This window comes from Ammoniphilus sp. CFH 90114 (assembly GCF_004123195.1).
GTDB lineage: Bacteria > Bacillota > Bacilli > Aneurinibacillales > RAOX-1 > YIM-78166.
Map to the genome: position 1 here is coordinate 1 of NZ_SDLI01000041.1, position 4708 is coordinate 4708.

The following is a 4708-nucleotide window of genomic DNA, read 5'->3' on the forward strand; positions in this document are numbered from 1 at the left end:
AGTCCCTTACCTGAGGGGGTATCCCCGAAACCAGCAATAAACCCCTATCCAATATCCCATTGGACAGGGGTTTTCCATTTTTCAACAATGCTATACTTAGACTGTCAACGTTAGAAAATGTAGAGCAAGAACTTACCTTTCAAGTATTTATATTAGAGTCATATCGTCCGATATCCCCGCAGTAATCATACATTTTACTTTTCTATTCTTGCTCAGTTAAAGTTGTTATAGAAGTGAAAGATATCATTGACCGCAAACCTAATCTCGGAGAAAATCGTCGAAGAAAAATCGCTCTCCATATCAAAGACATCTTCCCTTACAAAGCTATAATGGGTCAATACGTATTTCGCTATAAACTGATTAGACGGGTCAACAATCCAATATTCCCTTACCCCAGCTCGTTCGTAGTCATTTAGCTTCGTCACCAAATCTGTTCTAGACGTGGAGGGAGATAATACCTCAACAACTAAGTCGGGTGCGCCGTAGCATTTTCCCTGTTGTATTTTTTTGTGATCACACAGAACTGAAATATCTGGTAGGAAGAACTTTTCCTTCTCCCAACTTTTAACTTCTGACCCAAAAGGAATCACGGCCAGATTACTGCCAAAAACAGTACACTGGCTTCCTTTTAAAGCTAAAGACAATTCTCCAATTATTGAGGCAACAATGGCCTCATGACCGGCTGAAGCAGGGGACATAAGTATGGGAAAGCCTTCATGAAGTTCATATCGGCCTTCTTTCAAATCAAATTTAAGGAATTCTTCTACCGTATACCTTTGATTTACATTGAGTCTCTCCACTTATACTCCCCCCTCATAACTTCATTTTATCATGGTTTATTCAAACGAAACAAATACCCTTAAGGAGGAAGCGTCAAATGGGACGTGCTTTACCTTAAGAATGGGGTCAATCCCTTACCTGAGGGGGTATACCCCGAAGCGGGCAATATATTCCATCATACTCTGTACAATATATCGCCTTCCTGGTTGGCTCCTCTTAGATTTTTTCTACAAAGACTTCTCGACTGAAAAAATGCCGTCATGAAAGAAGGCTGCATTTATCAATTAGTTAGCAATAATTTTATTTTTGATATGACTTCTTCTAGTAACTCGGCTGGAACCTTACAAATGAATGACGCTTTTTGTGATTGCCAGTCCAGACTTTTCACTTGATCAGAAAGAATCGCACCTTCAATGGGTAGATCTTGCGGGATGCTTACCTCGAAGGGATACCCTTTTATTTTTGAAGTTACAGGACATAGTAATGACAATCCCACTTTTCCGTTATATGATGCTGGCGAGATCACCAAGGCGGGTCTTTTTCCTGCCTGTTCATGTCCAGCTTGGGGGTTAAACTGCAGCCAAACTAAATCTCCGCGTTCAGGCACATATCTTTCTACCATGTTTCGCGACCTTCCGCATCACCTGTAGAAATCTCTTTATGAATGTTTTCAGGGGTGATTTGCATCAGTAATTCGTCTAAGCTTTTTGGCTTTCGCTTAATTACAATCTTGCCATCCTCAATATCCAAATCAATTTCCGAGCCTTCTTCCAAACCTACTTTTGTTGCTATCGCTTTTGGAATCCTAATGCCTAAGCTGTTACCCCACTTTTGGACTTGTAACATGGTTTCCACCTCCAACAACGTATATACAAAGTATATACAAAGTATATACAAATTTGAAGAAAATGTCAATCTGGCCTAAATGACAGTTGAATCGCAAGAGGGGAGGATTCATTTTCCCCTCTTAGCTTCCCTTATATCCTTATAAAGCAAATCCATAAACGCTTCCTGATAACACGGTCTTTTTTGTTCCCATGAGATCTGCATACAGGATAAAAATCATGAGGTAAACTTAAAGACTCCTCTGACATGTACTTCTCTAACCTATTCCATTGATCAGTCTTTAAAACTTGCTCAGAACTTCTGTCCATATATAAATCGGGCTGATAACGCCAAAGCTTCACCTGTTCATTCCCATACCGTTGCCAGAGGCGAATCGCCATCTGAAAACCAGATGGATCCATATCGCCAGAGTACCATAACTCACAGCCTGACAATATGAGACGGTCACACAAGGAGAGCATGGCGAGCTTAAACTGTCCATAGGAACAGATCATGGGCAAAGGGTAATTAGGATCTTCTTCCTCCCATAGGCCTAACAAGGAAGAAAAGACCGCTGGATTTTCCACAATCCACTTTTCAACCAAGGCCTGAAGAAGACGCTCCAACCCCTTTTTCCTTTGCTTTAAATAGTGAATGCCTTCCTGTAGCAACTTCTCTCTGTCCTTGCTATCCTCCACTGTAAATCCCTTCTTCCTCTATGGAAGCGGCTATCTCTAACGAAGGACTGAAGGATACCTCTAAGTCCAGCATATGAAGAGATTGTCCATCCCACAAATAACGAACGACGGATACGTAATCTCATTTTTGGGACGAATGTGCTGACAGATGGATAAGCGGGAAACCGTATCATGTTAAATTCGAGCTGTTCGAGCAAGGCGAACCTGTCTCGAATGTTATTTTCATCCACTCCCGCGAACGCTTCATCTAGGGAGATGATCATAGGCGCTTGGGAATCCGCCTCTAAATATCGCGAATACGCAGCGGAAAATAAGGGGATATACATGGCCATAGCTTTTTCTCCCCCACTGAAGGTGAAGGATCGCTTTCGGCAAAGCACTTTCGTGCTTTACCTTATGATTGGGGTCAGTCCCTTACCTGAGGGGGTATCCCCGAAACGAATGAACCGGATCCTTCTAATCTGAAATCATATGTAGAAAAATGTTGAGTTTTGTAAGGTTCATCAATATAATTATGAGTATAAAGGACTATACATATTGAAGAGATCATATTTTTTAAAAGTATACATGCATAGTTATAGGTCTTTGGCACTAATCAACTATGGATTGAGATTTGTTTTAAGGCGGCTATTTCAATTAATAATAGCCGTCTTTTTTTGAAGCCGAGAGCGATTATAAATGTTAGGAGAAATGAGCCATGTTCTTTAAGTCTACGCAAGCTAGTGAACTTCATTTTCTTTTAGAAGAGAGTCGGAAGTTAAGCAAAAGGGTTGAAACAAACGATTTTTCAGGGTTGTTTCAATCTGCTGTTGATAGACAAGAATCCAAGGAATTGGTTAATAACCTGAACCATATTCTGAGTAGCATGCAACAATACATAGAAGATTTAGATATTCGCTTAAATTTGGTGACAGAAGCCATTGAAGTGGGTCTTTGGGAAATGAATGTGGTAGCAGGTGATCCTGTTAATCCTAACAATACCTTTTTATGGTCAGATGAGCTCCGGAGAATGATTGGCTACCGTGATCAAACCGATTTTCCTAATGTTCTTAATAGCTGGTCAAACAAACTTCATCCGGAGGACCACGACTGGGTCCTTGAGTCCTTCGCTAACCACCTCAACGATCGAACTGGGAGAATTCCTTATGATTTAGAATACCGTTTGTTAACCAAAAATCAAGGGTATCGTTGGTTTAAAGCTACCGGTGCGACTATTCGGGATGAAAAGGGTGTTCCTCTAAGGGTAGCTGGTGCATTATTTGATATTCACGATAAAAAAATGAAAGACCAAGAATTGGAAGCTTTGGTCACGCGTTACGATCTCATCAATCACGCTCTAGTAGAAGCTCCGTGGGATATGACTGTGGTGGCGGGAGACGTTGTCAATCCCAACAATGAATTTTGGTGGTCGCCCCAATTTAGAAGAACGCTTGGATTCAAGGATGAAACCGATTTTCCAAATGTCATGAGTAGTTGGAGTAATAGACTTCATCCAGAAGATGCAGAACGAGCATTAAAGGCTTTTGCTGAGCATCTAAACGATTATAGTGGCAAGACTCCATTTGATATTGATTACCGTCTATGTTTAAAGAATGGTGAATATCGTTGGTTTCACGCTAGTGGAGCTACGATACGAGGTGACAGAGGGATTCCCTTACGCGTGGCAGGAACGATTCGAGATATTACCCACGAAAAAGATAAAACACAAATTGTTAGCGTACTAACAACTCGTATGCAACAACTCTCGGAATCTATTGAAGAGATGGTAAGGGGGGTTAATTCCATAGCTATTCAGGCCCAAGAACTGGCTATTGCTCAGGATCAATCAACTCAGGCCGCCAATTCTGCAAAAAGTAGTGCGGATGAAACCAAAAATATTTCCGATTTTATTAAAAAAATAGCTGATCAAACCAATCTATTGGGATTAAATGCAGCGATCGAAGCTGCCCGTGCAGGTGAACAGGGTCGCGGTTTCAGTGTGGTGGCAGACGAGGTAAGAAAACTGGCAGTTCATAGTGCCGGTGCCACGGATGATATCGAGAAAAGCTTAAATGAAATGAAGAATCAAATAGAAACTATATTACTGCATATCAGTCAGATGAGCTCCCTCACACAGAACCAGGCAGCCTTTACAGAGGAAATAAATGCTTCTATGGATGAGATCAATAAGATGTCACAAGAATTGGCTGACTTTGCCAAAACGATATAGTTAAGTAAGATTTTGTGTCATAAGATTCTCCTGGCCAGGAGAATCTTGTTTTTTTATGGAGAGGAATCATCTAGCAAGTTAATTCTGATCAACAACCCACATTGATTTTAACTGGAAGTCCTTCACGTGATTTCTATCGGTAAAGCACTTTCACGCTTTACCTTTTGAATGGGGTCAGTCCCAATGTCATCAAGCT

Annotated in this window: 5 protein-coding genes and 1 pseudogene; 1 reads left to right on the forward strand and 5 read right to left on the reverse strand. The window is 41.1% G+C overall.

Annotated elements, in window-relative coordinates:
• Nucleotides 1–212: 212 nt before the first annotated feature.
• The 5 genes and pseudogenes from EIZ39_RS26030 to EIZ39_RS26050 all read right to left on the reverse strand — a co-directional run.
• A complete protein-coding gene (locus tag EIZ39_RS26030) occupies nt 213–800 on the reverse strand; it encodes a Uma2 family endonuclease (RefSeq protein WP_129204483.1) in 588 nt (195 codons plus the stop codon).
• A 260-nt stretch (nt 801–1060) separates the two neighbouring features.
• On the reverse strand, nt 1061–1402 hold the full coding sequence (mazF, locus tag EIZ39_RS26035; protein ID WP_129204485.1) for an endoribonuclease MazF: 342 nt from the start codon (nt 1400–1402) through the stop codon (nt 1061–1063).
• Complete coding sequence (locus tag EIZ39_RS26040; RefSeq protein ID WP_129204487.1) at nt 1396–1626, reverse strand: AbrB/MazE/SpoVT family DNA-binding domain-containing protein; 231 nt, start codon at nt 1624–1626, stop codon at nt 1396–1398. The genes mazF and EIZ39_RS26040 overlap by 7 nt, the downstream gene beginning before the upstream one ends.
• A 131-nt stretch (nt 1627–1757) precedes the next feature.
• Complete coding sequence (locus EIZ39_RS26045) at nt 1758–2303, reverse strand: DUF2399 domain-containing protein (protein WP_129204489.1); 546 nt, start codon at nt 2301–2303, stop codon at nt 1758–1760.
• Nucleotides 2293–2680: pseudogene (locus EIZ39_RS26050) on the reverse strand (SbcC/MukB-like Walker B domain-containing protein); the annotation flags it as partial. The gene EIZ39_RS26045 and the pseudogene EIZ39_RS26050, both read right to left, overlap by 11 nt.
• A 320-nt stretch (nt 2681–3000) precedes the next feature.
• Here EIZ39_RS26050 and EIZ39_RS26055 point away from each other — a divergent pair.
• A complete protein-coding gene (locus EIZ39_RS26055) occupies nt 3001–4512 on the forward strand; it encodes a methyl-accepting chemotaxis protein (RefSeq protein ID WP_129204491.1) in 1512 nt (503 codons plus the stop codon).
• The last annotated feature ends 196 nt before the right edge of the window (nt 4513–4708 follow it).